The following is a 23,386-nucleotide window of genomic DNA, read 5'->3' on the forward strand; positions in this document are numbered from 1 at the left end:
GCAATGGGATTCCATGGCACCCCGACAGGCATCCTTTCCGCACCTCCGCGTCATCACGTCAGCGCCGCCATCCAGCGCGCCGCCGGGCGATACGGCCGGCCAGGATCGCATCATCGAAACCAACATCCCGGCCCGGCTCGATGACCTCCGCTGGAGCGTCTTCCACACCCGCGTCGTGCTGGCGCTCGGCATCACCTGGGTGCTCGATGGGCTCGAGGTGACGCTCGCCGGCGCCTTGTCCGGCGCGCTCAAGCAGAGCCCGACGCTGCACTTCTCCAATCTCGAGATCGGGCTTGCCAATAGCGCCTATCTCGCCGGGGCCGTGCTGGGCGCGCTCGGCTTCGGCTGGCTGACCGACCGCATCGGCCGCCGCAAGCTGTTCTTCATCACGCTCGCGCTCTATCTGTCCGCGACGGCCGCCACCGCCTTGTCGTGGAATGTCGCGACCTACGCGCTGTTTCGCTTCCTGACCGGCGCCGGCATCGGCGGCGAGTACACCGCGATCAACTCGACGATCCAGGAGCTGGTGCCGGCGCGCTATCGCGGCTGGACCGATCTCATGATCAACGGCAGCTTCTGGCTGGGCGCCGCGCTCGGCGCCGTCGGCGCCATCGTGCTGCTCGATCCCGCCTTCGCCGGCCCCGATGTCGGCTGGCGGCTGGCCTACGGCATCGGCGCCTGTCTCGGCCTGGTCGTGCTGATCATGCGGATGTGGATTCCGGAAAGCCCGCGCTGGCTGATGATCCATGGTCATCCGGACCAGGCTCACGACATCGTCGCCGCCATCGAGCGCGACGTCACCGGCCACGACTGCGAGGAGCGCGCCAAATCCCTGCCCAAGATTCGCCTGCGCATGCGCGATCACACGCCGCTCGCCGAGGTCGCGCGCACGCTGTTCTCGGTCTATCGCCAGCGCTCGCTGGTCGGCTTGACGCTGATGATCGCGCAGGCGTTCTTCTACAACGCGATCTTCTTCACCTTCGCGCTGGTGCTGACCGATTTCTACGGCATCAAGTCCGATCACGTCGGCTGGTACATCCTGCCCTTCGCGGCCGGCAACGTGCTCGGGCCGCTGCTGCTCGGTCGCCTCTTCGATACGCTCGGCCGTCGCGCCATGATCACCTTCACCTATGGCGTCTCCGGCGTGCTGCTTGCGCTCACCGGCTATCTGTTCTCGATCGGCGTGCTGAGCGCAGCGACCCAGACCGCGGCCTGGATGGTGATCTTCTTCTTCGCGTCACCGGCGGCGAGCGCCGCCTATCTCACCGTGTCGGAGAATTTTCCGCTGGAGGTGCGCGCGCTCGCGATCGCGCTGTTCTACGCCATCGGTACCGGGATCGGCGGCGTGGCGGGACCCGCGCTGTTCGGCGTGCTGCTCGACAGCGGGGCGCGCGGCGCGGTGTTCGGGGGCTATCTGTTCGGTGCCGCGCTGATGCTGGTGGCGGCGCTCGTCGCTTGGCGCTATGCCATCGCGGCCGAGCGCAAATCGCTCGAGCAGGTGGCGCGTCCGCTCGCTGTCATGGAGTAGATGATGATGTCCGACAACTCCGATCTGATCGCTTCGCCTGCGTCGGAGCCCGCCGAGATCGTTCCGACGCCGGTGAGTCTCGTGCCGCATCTTCGCGAGGTCGCGATCCTGCTCGACATCGACGGCACCCTGCTCGATCTTGCGCCGACGCCGCGCGAGGTGTGGGTGCCGCCGGGCCTTGCCGAGGCACTGAACGCGTTGCTGCAACGAACCTCCGGCGCGCTGGCGCTGGTCTCGGGCCGCTCGCTCAACGACATCGATCTCATCTTCGCGCCGGAGGTCTACCCCGCCGTCGGCGGCCATGGCGCGGAGATGCGGCTCGGCGGCGGCGGCGAGGCGGACGCGATCAAGGCGCCGCCGCTGGACAAGGAGCTGAAGCGCAGGCTCGCCGCGATCGCCAAGCTCAGCCCCGGCATTCTGCTCGAGGACAAGGGGTACTCGCTGGCGCTGCATTATCGCCTCGCGCCGCAGGCGGAGAAAGCGATCTACGAGGAGGTGTCGCGCATCCGCGCCGAGTTGCCGGGGGCGCCGATCGAGGTGCTGCCAGGCAAGTGTGTGTGCGAGATCAAGCACGCCGGCTTCACCAAGGCGAGCGGCGTGCGCGAGCTGATGCGGCACGCGCCGTTCAAGGGACGCAAGCCGTTCTTCATCGGCGACGACGTCACCGACGAGACGGTGTTCGCGATCATGCCGGATTTCGCCGGCCTGTCGTTCTCGGTCGGCCGCCGCGCGCTCGGTGTCGACGGACATTTCGACGCACCGGACGACGTGCGCGCGTTCCTGGCGCGCCTCGCCGACGGCGGAACTAATTAGTCGACCTAGCAGTCCGCGCAGGGGTTCCGCATCGCCGCGTTATTAGTTCCATTCGCCATGCATTCGCATGTTGCATGCGTCGCTCTTGATTAGAAACGTTCTGACTTGATTGACGCTGTGATTACACCGCGCGAATGCCCGAATTTGGTTTCATTTGGTTGAAAGGGTGGCCTGGAACCATATTGATGAACAGCTGTTAACCGACATGACCAACAGGAGGGAGCTGTGAACCTCGTCGTGGTTTCGAATCGGGTGGCCCGTGGCAAAGCCAACGAGCCAATGACCGGCGGACTTGCGGCAGCATTGCTGCCCGTTGTGGAGAAATCGGGGGCAGTATGGGTGGGGTCTTCGGGACGTGTGCGTGACGGCGCGCAGACGGAACCGATTGCGGAGATCGAGCAGATCGGTGAAGGCGCGCTGGCGCTGCTCGATCTGCCAGCCGCGCATTACGCCGGCTACTACGAAGGCTTCGCCAATTCGGCGCTGTGGCCGGCGCTGCATTCGCGCAGCGATCTGATCAGCGTCTCGCATGATGATTATCGGTCCTATCGCGAGGTCAACGCCTTCGTGGCGCGCGCGCTGCTCCGATTCCAGAAGCCGGACACCTTGTTCTGGATCCAGGACTATCACTTCCTGTCGCTCGGCGCGGAGTTGCGCACGCTCGGTGTGAAGAGCCCGATCGGCTTCTTCCTGCACACGCCGTGGCCCGCGCGCTGCGTCATCGACAGCGTGCCGAATCACCGCGATCTCGTCACCGCGATGCTCGCCTATGATCTGATCGGCTTCCAGACCGAGGATGATCGGGAGAATTTCACCGCCTGCATCCGCACCGATCTCGGCCTTCAGGTGCGCGACGGCGTGGTCAGGTCGCTGCACGGCCGCACGCGTCTGGCCGTGTTCCCGATCGGCATCGACGCCGACAAGTTCGCGCAGCAGGCGGCGAAGGCGGTGGCGCATCCGGACGTGTCGCGGCTGCGCCGCAGCCTGAATGGCGAGAAGCTCGCCATCGGCGTCGACCGGCTCGACTACTCCAAGGGCCTCGTCAACCGCGTCAATGCCTTCGATCGCATGTGGACGATGCACCCGAGCCTGCTGCGTGCCGCGTCGCTGCTGCAGATCGCGACGCCTTCGCGCGAATCGATCGAGGCCTATGGCAATCTGCAGAGCGAAGTCGCGCGCCTCGTCAGCGAGGTCAACGGCCGCCACGGTGAGGTCGACTGGACGCCGATCCGCTACCTCAACAAGGGCTATGGCCAGGGTGTGCTGGCCGGACTCTATCGCAGCGCCCAGGTCGGCGTCGTCACGCCGCTGCACGACGGCATGAACCTGGTGGCGAAGGAGTATGTCGCCGCGCAGAGCCCGGTCGATCCGGGCGTGCTGGTGCTGTCGAAATTCGCCGGCGCCGCCAACGAGCTCGACGCGGCACTCCTGGTCAATCCGCATGACATCGATGGCATGGCCCGGACGATCGCGACGGCGTTGTCGATGCCGCTCAACGAGCGCCGCATGCGCTACGAGATCATGATGACGAAGCTGCGCCGCCATTCGATCCAGCAATGGTTTGCCGACTTCGTCGAAACCCTGCAGGACGGCGACGCCGCCGAGGTCGAGATCGAACCCCTGCCTGCGGCGCCCGCGGGCTTCCTGGCCGGCCGCATGCTCTCGCCCGGTGCGCGCTATCACTGACCGAGCGTTGCCTCTCGCCGCCCCAGGGCGGCGAGACTCAATGACAGTAGGACACGCCGTCGAGCACCGCGCAGCGCAGCTTGTTCGGCGAGCTCGGATTGTCCATCGGCACCATGCCCTTGCCCTGGCCGACGAACACGCCCGGCCCGACGACGACCGAGGCCTTGTTGCCGACGATGACGGACGGGTGCGGGTTGAGGCTGGACCTGGTCCCGTCCGGCCACAGGATCGCGTCGCCCTGCCAGATCCCCTTGCGGCCGTCGTCGCAGGTCACGTCGACCCCCTGTTTGGTGCATTGATCGGCACGCGCCGCCCCGGCGGCGGCGAGGCTGAACGCCGCGGCCAGCAGGATGGCGAGACAGGCAGGGGAGGATGGCGGCATGGCGAGGTCCCTCATGGGCAGCCGGATCGAGGCCGCAAATCAGTGGTCGTGCCGTCCGCCCGGCCGGTTCACGGTGGGGCCGGCCGGGCGGGGGCGATGCCAGATCGAGCCCGCAACCAGGGCGGATTGATGATTTTTATCAGCGATTTGGGGGAAATTTGCCGCCGAGGCCCCCGCCCGGCTTGCAAAACGCCGCCGACCCCGCCAAGAGAGGGCCGCCGGAGAGATGGCCGAGTGGCTTAAGGCGCACGCTTGGAAAGCGTGTGTGCGGGAAACCGTACCGTGGGTTCGAATCCCACTCTCTCCGCCATCCCAGCGTTCGCATCTGTTCGCTATCGTCCGCCACCCCCCTGAAAAATCGCCGCAATTTTGGCGTTTGATGCTTTCCGGCGTCCGCGCGGGTTCGCCCCAGAACGTGGGTATGCGCGTGCAGGATGTGGGTAGCATCGTGGGTAAGGCTGCGAGGCAGAGATGGCGCATCTGGTGGGCCGCCTGACGGCACTGAAGGTAATCAAGGTCAAGAAGCCCGGTATGTACGCCGATGGCGCCGGCCTCTATCTGCAGGTCACGGGCGACGGCCAAAGCACCCCTGCCAAGTCCTGGATCTTCCGCTTCACCCTTCGCGGCCGCTCCCGCGAAATGGGCCTTGGCTCCTTCTCGATCTTTGGGTTGGGCGAAGCGCGGGCGAAGGCAGCCGAGTATCGACGGCAGGTCTACGAAGGGATCGATCCGATCGAGGCGCGACGAGCGCAGCGCGCCCAAGCTGCGCTGAAGGCCGCCGCCGCGCTCACCTTCGAGGAGTGCACCAAGCAGTATCTCGCGGCTCACAGCGCCGGCTGGCGCAACGCCAAGCACGCGGCACAATGGAGCTCGACGCTGAAAGCCTATGCCGAGCCGGTGATTGGTTCGCTCTCGGTTCACGCCATCGACACAGCGCTAGTCATGAAAATCATCGAGCCACTGTGGTCGAAGAAGCCCGAAACTGCGTCGCGGCTACGAGGCCGGATTGAAGCCGTGCTCGATTGGGCGACCGTGCGCGGCTTTCGCCAAGGTGAAAATCCAGCTCGGTGGCGTGGCCATCTCGATAAGCTGCTGCCGGCACGTGCCAAGGTGCGCAAGGTCAAGCACCACGCCGCCTTGCCCTTTGATGAGGTCCCCGCATTTATGACCGCCCTGCGGGCCCAAGAGGGTGTCGCAGCACGTGCGCTCGAATTCCTGATCCTCACGGCCGCGCGCACCGGAGAGGTGATCGGCGCACGACCCGAAGAAATCAAAGACAACGTCTGGACGGTGCCGGCCGGACGCATGAAGGCCTCCAAGGAGCACCGCGTTCCGTTGTCGGTCGCGGCGCTCGCCATGGTTGAGAAGCTGCGCAAGGAGCAGGGTGGCGTGTATCTGTTTCCGGGTGGAAAGCGCGATAATCCGCTCAGCAACATGGCCATGCTGTCGCTGCTAGACCGGATGGGACGATCGGACCTGACCGCCCATGGCTTCCGCTCGACCTTCCGTGACTGGGCCGCCGAGTGCACAAACCATCCGAACGAAGTGGTCGAGATGGCACTCGCCCATACGATCAGCAGTAAGGTCGAGGCTGCTTACCGCCGAGGGGACCTGTTCGATAAGCGAAAAGCGTTGATGTCGGATTGGGCAACATTTTGTGCCTCAAGTGGCGGCGCCGATCAAAAGATCATCTCAATTCGCGCCTGAATTGCCCCCCATCGATTGGATGGCGCTCGCCAAAATTGGCCGATACAGTTCGCACGCGGCGCCGCGCTGAAGCTAGCGATCGGCAGCTGGAACAAGCGCTGTGTGCGGAACCTACCTCCGCAGCGGCGTATTCATCGGGATCGGTTTAGTTCATGCTTGTGGTCTCGATCCGAAGCGCACAGGCAAACGAGCCACAAATTGCTCTCGTGCGACGGGCCGTCAGAAAGTTGGGCCTCTCAGACCGTTAAGACAGGCATCGTACGCCTCGCTCGAAAATGGCAACCGAACGCCGGCAACATCGCAGACTGCTTCAATCAGGAGGCGAACGGATCGGGCATCCCATTCCATTTGATCGACAGGCACATTCCAATGCTCTGACACTACGTAGGCTGCATGGCGAGCCTTTATGCCCAGACCTACGATCGTCTGCGCCGGCGTAAACACAATAGCCCGCTCAATCGGGGCCAAGCGAGCCAAGACCGACTCGATTTTCTGTGTTCGGCTGGCCTCATCCAAGCGAACGTTCTCCGCGTCTGGCGGCTCCCGATTATCATCCTGCTGGGATTCGATCGCGGAAATCTCCAACAAGAGCGTGACGAAGGCCGTGTCTAGCTGGACAAGCGCGAAATCGGGCCCAAGTTGTTCAGCTGGGATCCTCCGATCCGCTGAGGACTCATTCCGAGGAGCCAGTTCCTTTGCTCTCGGAGAGGTCGTGGAATTCACCGCCTGCTCTGACGATACATTGCCCATTCGTCTTGAACACTGATTTCCGGGGAAGTTGCGCTTACTGGTCATGGTGTGCGCCAGCGTAGCCGGCGCAGCCACCCGCTGCATACGAAAGTCGGCATTCTCATTGGAGACTCCGGAAAGGAAATAGAGTCGTTCCCGTAGAATACCGAATTTATCGGTATCTGAAAAGTCGTTTTATGTCTCTGGCCCCCTCGGGAGGCCAGGATGCCGAAAACGGTAACATCACCGCTGCAGAAGAAGCTTGCCACCATGCTGGTCGAGCACAGGAAGGCTGCGGGGATGAGACAGGTCGATCTGGCTGAAAAGATGGGTGTCTACCAGTCCTGGGTGACCCACATGGAATCTGGCCAGCGTCGAATTGACGTCGTCGAGCTGATCGAGCTGGGGAAGATCCTGGGGTTCGATCCGGTCGACGTGGTGAGGAAACTGAGCCGCAAGTGAACTTTACGGCGCGTCAGCGCGAAATGATCGACGCAGCTTTCTTGTCGATACATTTGGTAGCACGGCTCCACCCTCGGCGCTCTTACTCATTGAATGAAATTCCGCTCCGACTTGGTGTTGTCGGTTGACTTCGCGGAAGAAGCCGCGGTCTCAAAGTGGTGCCCCGAGCCTCCTGAGGTCGGTCGATCGAGAGCCAGCAACGCGAGAAGGAAGGCCGTCTGAAGTGCATTGTCTGTTCGCCGCTAATTGGTCCTCAGCGGCACGATCTTACGCGTCTCTGACCTCCCCGCGTTCAGGAAATTCTTGTCTTGTATGAGCGTAGAGCCGCTGCCGATTTCCTGCGGGAAGGGTCGCATATAATTGAACTTGTGATCTCTTGAGTAAACCTGATTGCGGGTATTGCTGATGATTTCGGAGTTGATGCGGCCGACCGTAAATAGGTCACCCTTGATGGTGTCTTCTTCGCCTTCAAACCTGCCAAGCAAGCAGATGTCGCGAGAGATGGGAAAGAGGACCGTCGTGCTAGCGACCCCGAACCCCGGTCCAAACATGCCGTGATCCTTATCGTCGGACCAGCGTAGCGTAACGGGAACGTCGGTAGTAACAAAACCACCCGAATCCTGCTTTGCGGTGATCATCTGCCACTTCCGGGCGGAGATATGCTGCAGTAAACGATCGTGCTGCTTAATCTCCACCTCGATATTGAAGTCCTGCTTTAGTCCTATGGTATAATTCTTTTCCTTCACGAAGGTCTGCATGTCCTCGAAGCTAATGTTCTCTTTCTGGTCCCACACACCTTCAGCTTTCATTTGCGCTACCTGACTGTCCCACCGTTCCTTCGTTGCGACAGCCATTTCGAGCATCATCTGCATTACCTCGGCGGTGAAGTCGTTGATCGTGGCGCGCTGCCGCGGGTTGCGGATGGCCAAGCTGCAGATCAGGTTCATCAAAGCGTTGCGGTCTTCAGCGTTTGAAAGCGACTTGGTTTGTTTGATTCGCTCAAGGGCTGGCGCTACCTTGCCCTCAAACTCGGACAACGCTTTTTCGACCGCGTGGGGATCTTTGCCCTCAATAGTGTTGAAGTCACGCTGAGCGGCGACGTTAGCGGGGTTTGTTCGAAAGACCTTCTCGCTGGCGCGGTCGGTGACGAGTAGTTTGCCTTTCTCGTCAACGAACCCACGCAAGTAGAATTGCGGCACGTAGTGATGCTTGCGCGGTCCTACAGCTTTGGCGTCAGTCACTATCTACGCTCCTCAATCGCGTTCAGGTGACATGCTGCAGTATTCTCGTGGCAATCGAAAATAGTCGAAATATTGAGTGCGGAGCTAACCTTCGTGGATTTCCCGAAAACGAGGAGTCGTTCCTACTCTGCTTAGACATTTACTCCGGCCAATGCCGACCGGAATGCTTCGAGGGGCCGTGGAGACGGAAGCTCAAACCCCTTTGGCATTGTGATGACGGTCTTATCACGATCCCGCTTGCAGGTAATCGATAACAGGCCTGCCTCGTACTTTCGACGCTTTGGGTTGTCATGCTCGTTGGCAAGCTTGCAGATCGCAGCTAAAACAGCAGGTTGAAAGAACGTCTCCACCTCACGGATTGTGTCGAGGATTCCTTCCATCCGCTTCGCGAGTCCTTCCATCCTCGTGCGGATGAGTCCAATCAGCTTTGCGGCCTTTTCAGGTTCTCCGGCGAGCATGATTTGCGTAGCAGCGAAGTCTGCCATGAGGCGGGTGTACTCTTGGCGAACATCAAGGCCGGGCGCACACAATCTCTTCGGAAGCGAGGCTCCTATGATGTGACGGTCAATCGACGCAGCCGCAGGCAGTACATCAAATACCCAGGGCATCTGAGTCTCAAGCTGACCGCGGACTCTATTGAAGTGCTTGAACACATCTGAGTTTGAGATCGCGTTCAGATACTCAACAAATGGATTTATGGCGGCCTTGATCTCAAGTACGCGCCTGAGCGCATCTTGTCGACTGACCGCGGCATCGAAGTCGGCGGTGTATTTTTCGAAGTCTTCGCCGTAGATGCTCTTGGCGCACATCCAGCCGACCAAGAAGCGAGACGCGCCCTTGCGCATCACGAAGCCCGCAAGGTGTTGATGATGGCCGTGCACGCAGGAAAACATCTCCCTCTCGGATTTTCGGAGATCGTACTTGTATTCCACGTACGGCTCCTCGTCGCCGGCCGGAAGTTCATAGACGAGGTTTGGTAGGCTTTCGGGGTCGTCGGTCATTAGCTCCGTTTCGAGGAGCTGGTCATCGGTCAACGTTTCCCAGTGGCGCCGCGTTGAGCGCGCCTGCGATTTCAACATTCAACCTCCTATCGTTAGTTGGGTTGCGACTCGGCACTACACCCAACTATATCATGTTCCGTATATGTTCTGAAGCCTGGTTGCCTGATCCCACACTATTCACAGGTCCTAACTCTGGCGCCTGACCCCCGCCTAAACCGCAGAAAGCCGGTCGATCCGCTTTCACAAAGCACGTGGACGGGCCAGATCCAGGAGCCGACCGATGGCAGCCGTGGACCTCAAGGGACCTCATCGGTTCCGTCAATCGGACGCCATCCGATGGGATCTGCGATCCACTGGTTGATTTCGGATTCGTGCCAGCCGGACCCGTTGATACTGATTTTGAGCTGCGCGGGGAATGTACCCTCCGCAATCTTTCGGTAGATGGTGGACCGGGAGAGTCCGGTCCTGGTGAGGACGGCTTTTAGACGGATGATACGCTCTGGTTCGCGCATGGCCGCGCTGCCTCTTGCTGGATGCTTCTGCAACCAGACAGACCAACAGTTAGATGCGGACAACAGGATCTTGCATGTTGCCGAGTGTAGCGTAGAGCCGGCGAAAAACAGGATGGGTCAAATTCCGATGCTACGGCCTCTGCCGAGATCGATGCCGTGGGCGAAGGCCAGTGCCTGACCGATACGGCGACCTGATTCGAAGGCGATGCCAAAGTCATTCCTACGGCTGGCGAGGACGGATTCCAGTTGCGGATCCCGTTCGAGGCTTCGGGCCATGTCGCCCATCGCAGAGCGGGTGGCCTTGTAGCCGGACATGTTACCAGCCTGATACTGGCGCTGGCTGGTCTGGCTGAGCTTCTGCCAACGCTCCACGAAGCGGTCCGCGCGGCGGCTTGGATCGGTGCGCAGCTCGGTCTCGAGCTGGAGTGCGCGCACGGCGCGCCCGACCTGTCCGCCGGCGGCCTCACGGGCCAGCTCGGGGTTCTGCTTGTAGGCTGACTCCGCGTCATGTGGGCCAAAGGGTCGCACCTGCTCGAAGGCCTGCCGAGCCTTCTGCAGCTCTTTGACCTGGGCAGGTGTAGCCGCGCCGCCCATCTCCTGCGCTGTGACGATGGCATCGACTGCGCGGGCATGGCGGACGAGTGCCCGAGTGCGCAAGCGACGCAATTCCTGGCCCGGCTCTTCAGCCACCTGCCTTTCCGGCGCTTCGATGTCGCGCCGGTCGGCTCCCGTCTGCCCCGCTTCCCTTTCCGGCGATGCCTGCTCCGGCTTGCGTCCGCCATCCGGCCCGAGGGCATCTGCAGGCGAGCGCAGGCCGTCGAACATCTCGCGCAACTTCTCCGGCACGATCTTGCGCACAATCTCGACCACGCGATCGCGGAACGTGATCCCGCGCTGTTCGGCATATCTCTGGACCGGATCGGCGCGCTCATAATCCGAGGCCATATCCTTGGCGCGGTCGCGCGACAGGGCGCGGGTGAGCCGGTCCGCATTGGCAAAATCATCGCGACCATAATGCAGGTCCACCTCGTCGCGATGCCGCGACAAGGCGACATAGCTGCTGTGGGCATCCATGGCGGGCGTCGCCAGCACATGGACGCTGTCGACCGTCATGCCCTGCGCCTTATGGATCGTCGCCGCATAGCCGTGGTCGAGCCGATTGTAATCCTTGAGGTCGAAGCGCACGGATCGGCCATCGTCGGTCTGCACGGACATGGATTGGGCGCTGACCTGCTCGACGGTTCCAAGCGTGCCGTTCTTCACGCCAAGGCCGCGCTCGTTCTGCAGGAACATGATGCGATCCCCGCTGGCAAAGTTCCTCGCGCCGCGCTCGACCGTCACCCCCATCTCGTCGCCGAGATCTCCCGCTGCCCGCATCCGCTCGCGCGCTGCCTCGTTCAGGATGCGGACCTCGTCGTTCGTGTTGGTCAGGATGATCCGGCTCCGATCCGGTGATGACTGCCGGTCGCGATCCCAGTGATCGATCAGATCGCCGCGCGCCTGATCGCGACTCTCGGCCTCATGCACCATGCCGTGGGCGCGGTACGCCTCAAGCGCGTGGCCCACCTTGCCAGTCGCCAGATCGCGTGTGGCGCCGCGCTGCCAGTCCTCTCGCTGACGGCGCACTTCGCCGATCTCGGCACCGCCGTGACGCTCATAAATTGACCGGAACGCCGCGCCGGCTTCGATGGCCTGCAACTGTTGCGGATCACCGACCAGCACCACCTTGGCTCCAGCCTCGGCGGCATGGGACAGCACGCGCTCGAGCTGCCGCGTGCCGACCATCCCCGCCTCGTCGACGACAAGCACGTCGCTCGATTTGAGCAGATCACGGCCCTGTCCCCAGCCATGCTCCAGGCTGGCGATCGTGCGCGACGCAATGCCCGATCCGCTTTCGAGGTTTTCGGCTGCAATGCCGGACAGCGCCACACCACGGACCTCGAAGTCTGCCGCTTCCCAGGCCTCTCGTGCCACCCCTAGCATCGCGCTCTTTCCCGTCCCGGCATGGCCCGCCACGACGCTCAGACCGCGTCGGTCCGTGACATGAGCCAGCGCCTCGGCCTGCTCGGACGACAGCACCAGGCCGCGCGCTTCCGCACGCGCAAAAGCGGCCTCGCGGTCCGCTTCACGGACCTTGTGGTACTCTCGGTCCGCCAGCAGCTCTGAAGCGCGATACAAGCGCTGCTCTGCCTCGACCATTCCGCGGGTGGTGAACCGGTCCTCGCCGCGGGCGTCCTTGCCGAGTTCGATCAGATCGGGCGCTTCCTGCATCGCGCCCATGACGTCGTTGAACTGGTCGAGCCCGTCACTATGTCGATGCGCGAACTTTGCCAGGTCCCGGCGTGTGAAGGTCGATTGCTGCTGGGTGATGGCGTCCAGTCCAAGGGAGGGATCGGCGATGATCCGCGCACCGTTGTTTCGCGAGATCTCGCGGTGCATCTCGGCGCGGTCCGCCTCACCGCCTTCGCCTGCGATGCCCCGACCCTCGATACGCTTGGCCGGTGCGCCGATCTGGCTTTGCGGCTCCAGCGCGATGCCCTGGGCTTCCAGGCTGCGATGGTCGATCCGCACGTCGATGTCGAGCTCGGCCAGCCGCTCGTTGGAAAGCTCCGCCCAGCGTTCACGCCAGCGCTCCACCAGCTCGGTGCGGTTCCAGTCCCGCACCTTTTGGCCAAAGCCGCTTTTGTCGACCGCGCGCATCGTCAGCATGACATGGGCATGGGGCTTGGGCAGTCCGTCCTCGGCCCTGTCCCAATGCACATTGAGATCGGCGATCATGCCCAAACCCACGAACTCGCCCTGAACAAATTCCCGGGCTAGCTCGATGCCCTGCGCCTCACTCAGCTCGCGTGGAAGGGCGAACTCGACCTCCCGCGCTAGCTGGGCGTCTTTGCGGACCTCGGACGCTTCGACATTGTTCCAGAGCCGCTCGCGGTCGCTCCATGCTAGCGGCGCGTTGTCTGGCAGCATCACCTCGGAATGAACGACACCTCGTTTGGCAGAAAAATCCTGATCACGTCCAAGCCGCTCGTCGCGCAGCCGCGAGCCCGAGCGGTAGGCGGCCGACGCCACCGCACTGCTCCCGGCCTTCCGGCCAATGACCTTGACGTGAAGGTGATAGATCGCCATCGCGATCGAATCACTGACACAGCGAAGCGCACGTCGGAACGACGTATAAGCGCGCCCTCCCTCGAAAAAATCTCGGGAGGGATTACCTCGTCTCAGTTTGTCCCGATGACCCTGCAGCATTGTGCCTGGTGCTCAACTATCATTTCTCCATCGACACTCATGGAGGCGACGATGCGCAAACCAAGGGACTTCGACGCAGACTTAAAGGCACTCGAAGACAAGGCGCGTGGGCTGAAAACTCGCAAGGTGCGTCAGCTCGGCGAATTGGTCATCGCCACTGGAGCGGACACACTCAGCGCTGAAGAACTCGCCGGCGCGCTGATCGTCCTAGTCGAGACGAAAGAGGCCGGGAAAGGGGAGGCATGGGCCAAGCGCGGGGCCGCGTTCTTTCAAAGCCGGACGCGGCGAATTGCTCCAAGGACTGACCGCAACCCGGACGGCCCTCTGGCGCAACCAGGTAATGCGCAATCGACATCAATTCGCAAAGGCACGGCGTGACATGCGTACGTGGCAGGTCGAGCGCCGCAAACGCACGCGGAATCTCATCGAACTTGGTGGCCTCGTCGTCAAAGCCGGTATCGTGGACTTGACCAACGATGATCGCGCCACCATCCTTGGCGCGCTGCTTTGGATGGCCGACAAGCTTAAAGGCGATCAGCGCGAACAGGCGCGAGCGCTGTGGCTAGCAAAGGGGAAGCAAGCATTCGAGGCGGAGTCGGCGCCTCACGGCCCGACTGATCAGATTGGTCCTGTACTTCGTCGTTGATGGGCGACATAGTGTGTCAACTGAGCCACGGGCGTGCCTGAGGCGACGTGCGCCCAATCTGCGAATTTTGTTCGGCCGACGTTGTGCCGCTTGAGTAACTGCGGCGGATATCTTCTCTGCCACGTCTCGATCGGGAAAAGCGCGACTGTGCCAGCCGAATGGATCGCAAGGCTCGCGATCCCGCGATCGATCCTCCTGGAACTGCGCTTGCGGCTGTGAGCGTCACCGACATGGGTACGCAGCAACTCGGTACCCTCGACTACTGTCGCTAGCCGCTCAGGATCGTGTGCGCATGATCCGCGTTCAGCGGATCAAGGTCGGTGCAGTCAGTTGCGAGATAGAGCGGCTTAGAGCCTGCCAGTGCCGCCGGGCGTGGTCGCCACGACGTTCATCCTTGTCAGATGACCTTCGAGACCTAAGCCGCAATAGACGGTCCCGCTTCCGGCGATCACGAAAACAAGCGGATCACTCCTACGCCGAGCCATCTGTTGAGCCCAAGTATTACGATCAACGCGTGACGGGATTGGATTTTCTTCGGGATGCGTGTGCCATTCGCCAGCAAAATTTACCGTGCGGCTGCTTGTCTGCCAAGCCGCGAGGGCGACGCGCTGGTGGCCTGGGTCCCGGCGAACGAAACCTGACCTGCTACGCCGGTCTTGGCGCATGGGCACTGTGCATTCCAGAATCTCGACGTGAGGACCGCGATGGCATCCGAGCAGTATGCCACCCGCCTCTAAGTTCGATTCAGGGGGCGCGACGAAACGCGTCATCTTGGCGACGACTTCATCCGAGAAGATCACTAGATGACCGCCCGTAAGGAAAATCATCGTCAGATGTTACCGCATGCTGGGCACGTCTTGATGCGCTTCGGATTTCCGTCCTTGCGGTGATTTGCACGACGCTGGTCGAGCGTGATCGATCGCCACTTGGCGCCAGCGCCGCCGTTCGCCCAATCGAGCGCCATGTCGCAAATCAGACCCGCCGAAATCGTCGCCCGCGAGACCGGAAACGGAATGTAGTGAGCGTCGCCGCATGCCAGATTGCGTCCCGTCTCGATCTGAACCTCGCTACGCATTATCCGGAATCTGGGTTGGCCGGCTAGTTCGACTTTCAGGCATTTGAAACAGGCAAGGTCGGGGTCCCCGGCAAGGAAGGCAACGGCGGCGGCGCCGTTTCCCTGCAACCAGCCGAATAGGATCGGCGGGAAGTTCGGACGGCCGTTCACGGCGAGTTCGTTGATGGCGATGGACAGCGATTCCTCGCCAGTCGCGTCGATCACCAAGTCTTGCCTGCGGAGAAGGCTGATGTCGCTCATGATCGAGCGGGAGATGCTGATGATCTCGAGATACGGAAGTTGTTCGCGAAGCAGGTCTGCGCAGCCGTCGGCCTTGTTCCGATCGAGATACGGCGCTCCCAGCAAATGCCGTCCAAGATTTGCGCCCTTCAGCTTGTCGTTATCGACCAAGGTGAGTGTCCCGCCTTCGGCACCAGCGCCGCTTTGCGCGAGGTTCTGCGCGAGGAAACTTCCGACCGCGCCGCACCCGACCACGAGTATCCTCTTGCCGGATAGATTGGTCATCGCGCCCATGTTCCTAGAGAAAACGTATTCCTGGTCCACCGGTATGCCGACATAGCCAGAGATCTTCACGGCGCCCTGAAGATATTGGAGCGTCTCACGGAGATGGGCGCGGCGATTTATTAGAATTTCCGGCGTCCTGTATGCTGGGGCGATCTCGGCCGACACGAAGAAGCGCCCGTTTGGAGCCGAAAGGCAGATCCACTGCCGGTACTCTTGGGAGCGGGCGAACGCTTCTTCGACCGCCCCAACCGCGGAAGGCGCGGCGGCCTTCATCCAGGAGTTCAATTCCGCAAGGTTCTTGGGTGGCCAGGACTGTTTCGGATCGAACGACAGCGCCGGCACGCGTAGGACGGGGCAGAGGACTCCTTCGGGCTTCTTGCCTCCGTTTCGAGTGTGTAGGTCGAGCAAGCGGGAGGCGCCGTTGGATACCAAGATCGTCTCGCGGCCGGAACGGCGGTCGAACCTCAGGATCTGAATCTTCGCGTCGCCCTCGAACGTCGGCGGCAGATCCATCAGCACGGTGCCGTCGGCCCAATAGGCGCCGAACTCGCCGATCAGATCTTCGTCGAGGCGCCCGCGGACGGCGTCCCGCAGCACCTTGTCGGCCTGTTCGAGGCACTGGATCATCGTTTCGGCGGGCCTGTATCTGTCGAGCACGATCGCTTTACCGTCCAGATAGCAGAATGTGCCGTCCGACCGCAGGACATGCGGAATCTGACCCTTGGACCCGGCTTCGGGGTCGACGAGTCGGATGACCGGCGGCGTGACGAAATCCAGGTCGGTCACGGTGACCACCACCGGAATCCTCAGTCCCGTTTCGTCGAAAACACCTCTGTAGCGTAGACCTGGACCTGAATGATCTCGCACGAACTGGCGTTGCCGTAGCGCGTCGTGAACGGCTCGAACGGATCGCGTCCGCTTGTCAGGCACTTGTGGACTTGCCGACGACGGGAGCGGCGGAGATCCTGCGCTCATGCGACCGCACTTCAGCATGGGCAGCCTTGGTAACGTCGACCAGATCCGGGCGGCTCGGGATGCGTTCGCCGAACAGGTCCTTCAGTCGGATGACGGCCTCCTGCGGGTCGAAGCATTTCTCGACAATCCAGGCCAAGTCGGCCGCGAGGCCTTCGGCCACCTTGATCGCTGCGCGCCTGTCCGCATCGCCGAGGCGGCTGTCGATCTTCTCGTCAGGGTCCGTGGGATTCTCGACCGGGCCGGCCAGCAGCACCGGGAGGCGCCGGGCGACCAGCAGAAGCGCCGCGTCGTCCCGGTCAGGAACGTTCGACCGGCCAAAATCGTCGAACGCCCGCCAGGCGCAAACCATGAGCAGGATCGAGGAAACTCGGTCGAGATGAGGCTGGTTGTGGTCGCGCCAGGCCTTCAGATACCGGCAGATCCGGCGAAGCCTCTCGCCATAAACGACGACGGCCTCGACGAACCAGTCGTTGATCTGACGCGGGTCCGAAGCCACCCAGTCTTCCTCGCGATGAGCCAGCAGCACGCAGTCGGATGGTAGAGCATCCCAGCGGTCGATGCTGTCCGCCCGCGCCTCGAAAGCTCCGTCGAAAGCTCTGGACTGCGCGGCCTTTTCCAGCCGTTCGAATTCAGCATCGGGGATGGCGTATAGCGGAACGTCGATGTGCGCATATTCCGATATAATCAGCCGTGCACATGTCGGCTTCCTGACGAAGGTCCAGCCTTCGGCTTTCGCCAAAGCTTGCAGCGCCCGGTCGACGATTGCGAAGAAGGCGGCTGCGGCGACCGATGGCTTCGCGCCCTGCACGAAAGTCATCGGTAGATATGTGCCGTCGTCCAGGTCCATCTGCTGTGGCGGCGTCCACGCCGGATCGTTGATCGTCTTGTACGCGAAGCTACCTTGAGTGAAGAAGCGTGGCCGGACCGTGAAGCCGACGTCGGCCTTGCTGCCCTTGACGAACTCGCCTCGCAGGCACTGTCGGATCTTGGTCCGCGCGGCTCTCAACTCGGCGTGGCATTCCTCAGTGATCTCAAGGTTGCTGAGGAACGACGGCGTTTCTCCGCGGCGGTGAAGTAGTCGGGATATGTTGGCCATCGAATCCTTTCCCTCATCAAACCGAGGGAGGATTTGAAATGGGCTTAGCCCATGTCGCACAACCGCGCGGTTATCGAAGTCTACTCTGAGTCGCTAAAATGTTGCAGAACATAAATCGAACATCCATATGGGAAAACGATTTCCCTGGTTCAACGGTAGGTCCGGGAATATTGCATTCTGAGGAATTGCGATGACTTTTCAGATACTTGCACTTAGCGGGGGCGGTTATCGGGGCCTTTTCACAATCGCGATCCTCACAAAGCTCGAAGAGCAGGCGGGAAGGCCGCTGGCGGAATGTTTCGACCTGATCGCCGGCACGTCGATCGGTGGCGTAATTGCCCTCGGACTTGCCCTCGGCAAGAGTGCCGGATCGATCCGCACGAAGTTTCTCGACCACGGCGAGGAAATCTTCACCCGGGGCGAACCACCCCGGTCGCGATTGGAGAAGTACAGGGCTATCTACTCGCAATGGTGTCGTCCGAAATACGACGGGACGGTGCTGCGGGATAGGATCGAGGCCATCCTCGGCAAGGAAACTAGGCTCGGCGACGCTCGGACGCGGCTTCTAATTCCCTCTGTCAACATGACGAAGGGTAGCGTCCAGATGTTTAAGACGGCGCATCATCCGAATTACATGAACGACTACAAGCTATCGGCGGTGGATGTCGCGATGGCGACCGCGGCGGCCCCGTTGTACTTTCCGATGGCTCGCGTCGAAAACAGCAACTTCATCGACGGCGGCGTGGTCGCCAATGCTCCGGACATGTGCGCCGTCCATGAAGCGGTTCATTTCCTGGATCAGAAGATGGAGGACATCAGCGTCCTCAGCGTCGGCACCACGACGAGCAAGTTCTCGTTGCCAAGCTCGCTCGGCCGGGATTTCGGGCAGAAACTTTGGCTCGAAAACAGTCGGCTGGTTTCCACTATCCTGTCGTCGCAGCAGCAACTGGTCGACTTCATGCTGAAGCACCAGCTTGGCGACCGGTACGTCAGGTTCGACGAGCAGCCGTCGCCCGAACAAACTGCCGATCTCGGGCTGGATCTTGCGACGGCGAGTCGCCGCCAAACCCTGCTCGGCATGGCGGAAGGCTGCTATCAGTCGTTGAGCAACAATCCGAAGGTCATCGAGATGCTGGCTTACCGCCGGCCGGAGCCGTCGTTTCATCGCTAGACTGCAGGCGGCGGTCATTAGTTTTTGGAAATCTCGAAGAGCGGCGCGGGAGCCCTAAAAGCTGAACTCCGCAGCGATGTGATCGAAGACGCCGTCCACCAACATGCCGCAGCGTACGCGCCGCAGGCTGGCGTCCACCGCGATTCCTTCGCCATGCGGACGCCAAAGCGGCTGAAACTTCTCGGAGGTGAAATTCATATAGCCCAGATAAAAGTCGCACTGCAGCTTGCCGCGATTGCCGACAAACTCGCGGTAACCGAGGCTCGGATGTCCTCCTGTCCATTGTCCGGCAAACTGTTCTTGGCCGGGGAATGTGTAGACGCCGAGCGGCCCATATCGACCGGCCTCGTGCAGGCCTGCGTAGGAGGACCGAAGGCTGGGAGTGATCTCCTCAGAAACCAGATAGAGCCTGAGGACACCGAAACCGTCGGCCTCGTTGCCCGCTGCTTCTCCGGTATACTCGTCGTGGCTGTTCCATATCTTTGCGATCAGTGGTCTCGCGCTTCCTTTCGGGCCGTTTTCGACTCTCAGAATTTTGGCCCCTTTATTGAGCCGCCCGACATGGGTCTTGGCGATCGCGCCACCCAATGCGACACGGACCTGCTCGGACACTTCGTACGCCTGTTCGGAGGCGGCCCGCGCTTCTTTGGCCTTTTCGAGCGCCAATTGAAACAAGCCCTTGAACCTCGGCGCGTGTCGTTCGATAGCCGCGCTTAGTTCGTCGTAGAACCGTCCTTCTAAGATGCGGGGGCGCCAGGCCGAGTGTGCTGGACTCGCGGACGACGCGCCGGAGCCTTCGCCGGTCCGCGCGCCCTGCGCGATCTCACCGAAGCGATCGATCAGAAACATGCGAAGTGCTTCAGCGGAGGCGCGGGCTGCAAACGGTTTGAAGCGGTCATCCTTTTTCGGATCGGCGTGATCCATCACGCCTTTGATCACGACCCATTCCTCGACGCCGCTCGCGTGTGCGACCTCGCCGATCGCGGCCGCTTCCATCTCCAGACCCAGAACGGTGCGTACGCCCATGCGCTTGAGCTTGTCCCAGGTCAGACCGTCCTTCACGACCACGTTGCCGCTCGCGATTGGGCCGGTCTTGATGGCGAGGGGAAGCCTCAGCGGTGGATCGACATCCATCAGTATCGATCTCTCCACCTCCGCCTTTCCCGCGGCGGTCAAGCGAAGCACCGATCCGTCGATGCTCAATAGACCCAGCCTTTCCAACTCGCCGATCGCTGTCGGCCACTCGCCTGTGCCGAAGTAGCGCTTGCGGGCGGGGTGATTCCGCGGATCATCGCCGCCGAGAAGGCGTTCAAGCAGCCAATAGCGTGCATCCTGCGCTGTGGGACGACCATAGCTCGGTAACTGTTCCGGCTTAAGGGACTCCGCGGCTCTAAGCCAGCTCCGGGATATCGGAGATTGACGGTGATCGCCGACGAATCCATCGGGCTCGAGCTTACCTTCGTCGTACTGATAAGTCAGTTCCGATACGACTATGTCACCGAGTGCGAGGTCTCCGGGATTGCCTGCGCAAACGCCGCACATGACCAAGCACTTAGGTTGGAGTCTTTCGACCAGTACCGTCGCGACGTGCCCCGTGCGATTTGCCCCCATTCTTGTCGGCTTGGCGATGGCCACGACGAAGAGAGGGGCGTTGTTTCTGAAGAATATGCCGACCTCATGCGGCGCGCTAGAAATTGTCTTTCTACTGGTCCATTCTCGCACGCCGTCCTCTCTGGCGGATGCTGCCGAGAACACCGATTTCGCGGCGTCGAATTCCTCCCGAATTGCCGTCACCAGCACGACGTCAATGGCGTCTGTGTTGGTAGCCACCTTGCGTGTTTTCACTTTTCGCCTGAGCTCGAAATGTCCCTTAGTCAACTGACTGGTCCAGTAGTTTCCTCTCAAGGACTCCGAGTCGGAATAGAAGCGGAGGATTGCAGCCCCTTTGTATGGACCCTCGGCGTCCGAACCGATCGCTTTGGGGTCGACTTCGTACAGGTAGTGGAGCACTGGGCTCCCGGACTTTTCGCGACCGAGCTGCGCTAACAGCGTATGAGAGTCGGATCCCCTCGATTGAACCTCCATGCTTATCCGACCGAAATCCTGTCGAATTATCGCAGAAGCCGTCAGATTTCCTGTGTGTTCCCCACGCTGCCAATGAATATTCATCGTCCACTCGCCGGAAATGTCGGGCAAGGGTGTGTCGCTCGAAGAAGCCGAGAGCGAAGAATAACACGGGTCGTTGTTCTGAGCTGGGTCTTCGTCGGCTGTCATGGTTCGACGCTAATTTCCTTGCCGCGGTGAAATACGGCCACGCCGTAGCGGGGGCTGGCCACTCCCGTCGCGATGATCCCCGTCAGCGTCGACCCGAAGAGCGCGGCCATGTAGCGGCCTCCCACGCGACGGATCGGGTCGGTGCCGAGTCCCGCGACGATGGGCGGAGAAAAATACAACGACACTCGCTCGAGATCGAGTTCGGGTGATAGAATATGAAAGCCGTCATGGAACTCGCTTGTCTGGTCGGATATTTCAACGAGACGATCAAGGGTGGACCGTCGATCCGGCAGGAAGTGCGTTTGTCTCAGTGGTATGGTCGGGAGGTCGTCGGGTACGGAACTGACCAGAAGGCCGATCCCTGAAAATGAGTCTCCTGCCTCATTGCGCACTTCGCGCAATAATGTGTGTAACCGGGAGAGCATCTCCGCCAAGCCAAGTCCTCTCTCTTTGCAATTCATAGTAGCGCTGCCATTTGATCGTGGCCAGGACCTTGCCAGGTGCGCGGTATCCGACGCGGGCTGCTTATCGTGCCTTTGTCATTTTGCGGGAACAGAAGAAAAGGCAGTGCCGGCATCCCGTGCGCCCGCATGTGCGTCGCAATTCGCGGCCTCTCGAAAATAGCGCTGAGCAGCCGCCACGTTACGGCTTCGGAGATGTCGAGGTTGAAGCACATTGATGATTACGGTCTCAAGATAGTACAATGCGCAACGAAGTTGAACTAGGCCAATATTCGGCGATCCCGGAGGGCACATGGTTTCCGTTGCGGACATAAAGAAAGATCTGCCCGGATGGCCTGATGACGTCGTCGAGCAATGGCTCTACTACTTCGCAAACGAACCTGATTGCGGCTGGCCACCACCTGAGCCGCTCGGCTGTCACCGCTGGGCCGGGCTCTTGGGTGGGAAGCCATTGTCGTGGTGGAAGCAAGTCTCCTGGAAAGAGGTGACTGCCCGGTGCACCCTTGACGATCTAGCTGCCAAGGCGAAGGCGGATGTCTCAGACATAGTTACCGAGTTCAACGCGGGCAGAGCCGATGCCGTGACCAAGAAAAGGGTTGCGCAGCCATGGATATACATTCGCGACAACGGGAGCTTCCCGCGCCCACTCGTCACGATCCAGCGCCCTGACGGGATGAGTCTGATCGACGGCTCCCACCGAATGGCTGCGTTCGTCATCTTCCAGAGCTTGTCAGATGTCGATCTCGCCAAGATTAACGTCAAAAGGCCATCCCTTGATCAGGCCGTCTGGCGCGGGGCGCACAGTAACGGCGAACTGCCCGATCACTGAACAGACCGTCGGCGTACGGAGATTTTAGAGGGCGGCAAACCTTTAGATGGACAGCGTTTTGAGGCTCCGACCGCAACCGGTCGGCCTCCGCGAACCGGCCTGTAATTCGCCCGTGATCGTTCGTCTTTCTCCGCTACAATCCGTCGTTCTGATGCGGGTGGAACAATGGGTGGCTGGCGCGGACGGCTATCTAAGTTACTGAAGACAAATGAAAATCGCGGTTCATGGCGCGGACTCCCTCTCCGCCATAATAAAAACGGCTTCGAGGAAGCCCCGTAAAATCAGGCCTTACTGCACGCCAGAGGCCTCTGGTGTAGCCCCTGGGGCCCTCCAATTTGGCATATGGAATGCTTACTGGCAACGTTTCCGCAGCTCGCCCGCGAACGGCTGTGCAAACGGGCGACTTGAGGAGACGCTCTAGTTCGATAGGCGCTCGGCAACCCGAATCGAGCTCGTCATTTTGAGAAAGCTCGTCCACCTGGGCTCTTCAGCCTTCGGTTAGTGACCTCTGCCAAGAATCATAGGTTGGACATGCGAATCGATGTTGCGCGGCTTCGGAAGACCTTCTTAAACATCTGCGCCATTCTCAAGCAGGGTAGTGCAAGTGGTGTCGCACTCCCACGGCACCTGCCGGCGCCGCGCTTGTGATATTCTTGCAGCCGCGCCCAGCAAAACTTTGTTTTGGGTGTTGCTGCTCGTCGTCCGCCGACGTGTCCGTTAGCGCAGATTACGCGCCCCGCCGGGAGGGTAGCTCTTGGCGCAAAGCGGTCGCTGACATGCTACAGTCGGGCTCCGGAATATGAATCGTACCGCGATTGGGACTAATTGGAAGCGCCGAATGGAGCGCCCGTTAGATGCGTGGGCATGGCGATAAGCCCAACAGTCTTTGACAGTTCAATACTTGAAACGACGGTGAAGCACCGTCGCCCGACGTGGTTCCGGTGTTGACCTGAGACAAGGCGCAAAATACAATGGCCGGAGGGCAACGGATGTTCGCGCCTTGATTTGCGCGCGCGCTAGGCGGACCGGGCAGTCAATGAACCGC

General features: G+C 61.2%; 19 protein-coding genes, 1 tRNA gene and 1 pseudogene. 10 read left to right on the forward strand and 11 right to left on the reverse strand.

Annotated elements, in window-relative coordinates; all coding sequences use genetic code 11:
* The first annotated feature begins 13 nt into the window (after positions 1–13).
* From QX010_RS10455 to QX010_RS10465, 3 genes are all read left to right on the forward strand, one after another.
* Positions 14–1,528, forward strand: coding sequence for an MFS transporter (locus QX010_RS10455; RefSeq protein ID WP_316179267.1), 1,515 nt, complete (start codon positions 14–16; stop codon positions 1,526–1,528).
* Complete coding sequence (gene otsB, locus QX010_RS10460; protein ID WP_316179268.1) at positions 1,529–2,341, forward strand: trehalose-phosphatase; 813 nt, start codon at positions 1,529–1,531, stop codon at positions 2,339–2,341.
* 225 nt (positions 2,342–2,566) lie between these two features.
* On the forward strand, positions 2,567–4,027 hold the full coding sequence (locus tag QX010_RS10465; RefSeq protein ID WP_316179270.1) for a trehalose-6-phosphate synthase: 1,461 nt from the start codon (positions 2,567–2,569) through the stop codon (positions 4,025–4,027).
* 37 nt (positions 4,028–4,064) lie between these two features.
* On the opposite strand, the gene QX010_RS10470 is transcribed toward QX010_RS10465, so the two are convergent.
* Entirely contained in the window at positions 4,065–4,409 is a 345-nt protein-coding gene (locus QX010_RS10470) for a hypothetical protein (RefSeq protein ID WP_316179272.1), read from the reverse strand.
* A gap of 220 nt (positions 4,410–4,629) precedes the next feature.
* Here QX010_RS10470 and QX010_RS10475 point away from each other — a divergent pair.
* The 3 genes from QX010_RS10475 to QX010_RS10485 all read left to right on the forward strand — a co-directional run bounded on the left by QX010_RS10475 (position 4,630) and on the right by QX010_RS10485 (position 7,307).
* Positions 4,630–4,719, forward strand: a tRNA-Ser gene (locus tag QX010_RS10475).
* A 161-nt stretch (positions 4,720–4,880) separates the two neighbouring features.
* Positions 4,881–6,116 carry a tyrosine-type recombinase/integrase gene (locus QX010_RS10480; RefSeq protein ID WP_316179273.1) on the forward strand — a complete coding sequence of 412 codons (1,236 nt, stop codon included), beginning with the start codon at positions 4,881–4,883 and terminating at the stop codon, positions 6,114–6,116.
* Between the two features lie 954 nt (positions 6,117–7,070).
* A complete protein-coding gene (locus QX010_RS10485) occupies positions 7,071–7,307 on the forward strand; it encodes a helix-turn-helix transcriptional regulator (protein WP_316179274.1) in 237 nt (78 codons plus the stop codon).
* Between the two features lie 242 nt (positions 7,308–7,549).
* Here the strand turns inward: QX010_RS10485 and QX010_RS10490 are convergent, their stop codons facing one another.
* From QX010_RS10490 to traA, 4 genes are all read right to left on the reverse strand, one after another.
* Positions 7,550–8,548, reverse strand: coding sequence for a DUF4238 domain-containing protein (locus tag QX010_RS10490; protein WP_316179276.1), 999 nt, complete (start codon positions 8,546–8,548; stop codon positions 7,550–7,552).
* Positions 8,549–8,679: 131 nt separating this feature from the next.
* The gene (locus QX010_RS10495) at positions 8,680–9,627 is read right to left on the reverse strand and encodes a hypothetical protein (protein WP_316179278.1); all 948 of its coding nucleotides are present in this window, start codon (positions 9,625–9,627) and stop codon (positions 8,680–8,682) included.
* Between the two features lie 218 nt (positions 9,628–9,845).
* Positions 9,846–10,061 (reverse strand): AlpA family transcriptional regulator, encoded by a 216-nt coding sequence (locus tag QX010_RS10500; RefSeq protein ID WP_316179280.1) that lies wholly within the window; start codon positions 10,059–10,061, stop codon positions 9,846–9,848.
* 117 nt (positions 10,062–10,178) lie between these two features.
* On the reverse strand, positions 10,179–13,190 hold the full coding sequence (traA, locus tag QX010_RS10505) for a Ti-type conjugative transfer relaxase TraA (RefSeq protein ID WP_316179282.1): 3,012 nt from the start codon (positions 13,188–13,190) through the stop codon (positions 10,179–10,181).
* A gap of 171 nt (positions 13,191–13,361) precedes the next feature.
* Between traA and QX010_RS10510 the strand changes: the two genes are divergently transcribed.
* Together QX010_RS10510 and QX010_RS10515 are read left to right on the forward strand one after the other, a co-directional pair.
* Positions 13,362–13,688, forward strand: a complete 327-nt coding sequence (locus QX010_RS10510) for a conjugal transfer protein TraD (protein WP_316179427.1) — start codon at positions 13,362–13,364, stop codon at positions 13,686–13,688.
* Between the two features lies 1 nt (position 13,689).
* Positions 13,690–13,956, forward strand: a complete 267-nt coding sequence (locus tag QX010_RS10515) for a conjugal transfer protein TraD (RefSeq protein ID WP_316179283.1) — start codon at positions 13,690–13,692, stop codon at positions 13,954–13,956.
* On the opposite strand, the pseudogene QX010_RS33045 reads toward QX010_RS10515, so the two are convergent.
* The 4 genes and pseudogenes from QX010_RS33045 to QX010_RS10525 all read right to left on the reverse strand — a co-directional run.
* Positions 13,929–14,216, reverse strand: a pseudogene (locus tag QX010_RS33045) (hypothetical protein); the annotation flags it as partial. The gene QX010_RS10515 and the pseudogene QX010_RS33045 sit on opposite strands and share 28 nt — an antisense overlap.
* Positions 14,217–14,303: 87 nt before the next feature.
* Positions 14,304–14,783: a Mov34/MPN/PAD-1 family protein gene (locus QX010_RS33050; protein WP_410051938.1), complete on the reverse strand. Its 480-nt coding sequence runs from the start codon at positions 14,781–14,783 to the stop codon at positions 14,304–14,306.
* A gap of 2 nt (positions 14,784–14,785) precedes the next feature.
* On the reverse strand, positions 14,786–16,528 hold the full coding sequence (locus tag QX010_RS10520; protein WP_316179285.1) for a ThiF family adenylyltransferase: 1,743 nt from the start codon (positions 16,526–16,528) through the stop codon (positions 14,786–14,788).
* The gene (locus QX010_RS10525; RefSeq protein ID WP_316179287.1) at positions 16,458–17,606 is read right to left on the reverse strand and encodes a CBASS cGAMP synthase; all 1,149 of its coding nucleotides are present in this window, start codon (positions 17,604–17,606) and stop codon (positions 16,458–16,460) included. The genes QX010_RS10520 and QX010_RS10525 overlap by 71 nt, the downstream gene beginning before the upstream one ends.
* A gap of 190 nt (positions 17,607–17,796) precedes the next feature.
* Here QX010_RS10525 and QX010_RS10530 point away from each other — a divergent pair, with 190 nt between their 5' ends.
* Positions 17,797–18,777, forward strand: a complete 981-nt coding sequence (locus QX010_RS10530) for a CBASS cGAMP-activated phospholipase (RefSeq protein WP_316179289.1) — start codon at positions 17,797–17,799, stop codon at positions 18,775–18,777.
* A gap of 54 nt (positions 18,778–18,831) precedes the next feature.
* Here the strand turns inward: QX010_RS10530 and QX010_RS10535 are convergent, their stop codons facing one another.
* Positions 18,832–21,051 carry a hypothetical protein gene (locus QX010_RS10535; protein WP_316179291.1) on the reverse strand — a complete coding sequence of 740 codons (2,220 nt, stop codon included), beginning with the start codon at positions 21,049–21,051 and terminating at the stop codon, positions 18,832–18,834.
* Positions 21,048–21,485 (reverse strand): hypothetical protein, encoded by a 438-nt coding sequence (locus tag QX010_RS10540; RefSeq protein ID WP_316179292.1) that lies wholly within the window; start codon positions 21,483–21,485, stop codon positions 21,048–21,050. Before QX010_RS10540 ends, QX010_RS10535 begins: the two co-directional genes overlap by 4 nt.
* Before the next feature lie 319 nt (positions 21,486–21,804).
* Between QX010_RS10540 and QX010_RS10545 the strand changes: the two genes are divergently transcribed.
* Positions 21,805–22,341: a hypothetical protein gene (locus QX010_RS10545; protein ID WP_316179294.1), complete on the forward strand. Its 537-nt coding sequence runs from the start codon at positions 21,805–21,807 to the stop codon at positions 22,339–22,341.
* The last annotated feature ends 1,045 nt before the right edge of the window (positions 22,342–23,386 follow it).

Source organism: Bradyrhizobium sp. SZCCHNRI1009, from assembly GCF_032487575.1.
In the GTDB taxonomy this organism is placed as follows: Bacteria; Pseudomonadota; Alphaproteobacteria; order Rhizobiales; family Xanthobacteraceae; genus Bradyrhizobium.